This is a genomic window from Vallitalea sediminicola, assembly GCF_054408565.1.
This window is the reverse complement of record NZ_BTPT01000272.1, coordinates 1-274: the sequence shown is the minus strand read 5'-3', so window position 1 is coordinate 274 and position 274 is coordinate 1. Positions and strand designations below refer to the sequence as shown.

The window sequence follows — 274 nt, the reverse complement described above, 5'->3', positions numbered from 1 at the left end:
AATTCAAAGAAATTTGATTTTGGAAATCAAGTTATAGATCATATAATTAAATATCCAGATACTGATGCTTTAATTATTAACTCAGATTTTCAAGCAGTTTATGCTTTAAAGGCACTAAAAAAATTCAAGCGAAATATAGATATCGTTAGTTTCGATGGAACTTATTTTTTAGATATAATTGATGATAATATTACCTGCATTAAACAACCTTTCTTTGAAATTGGTACTAAAGCAGTTGAAGTTCTACTTAATAAAATTGAAGGAAAATCATACG

Annotated in this window: 1 protein-coding gene; it reads left to right on the top strand. The window is 25.5% G+C overall.

Features of this window, described 5'->3' with window-relative positions; translation table 11 throughout:
• The coding region (locus ACX6CF_RS26715) for a substrate-binding domain-containing protein (protein ID WP_458788414.1) at positions 1 to 274 on the top strand (274 nt) is incomplete at both ends.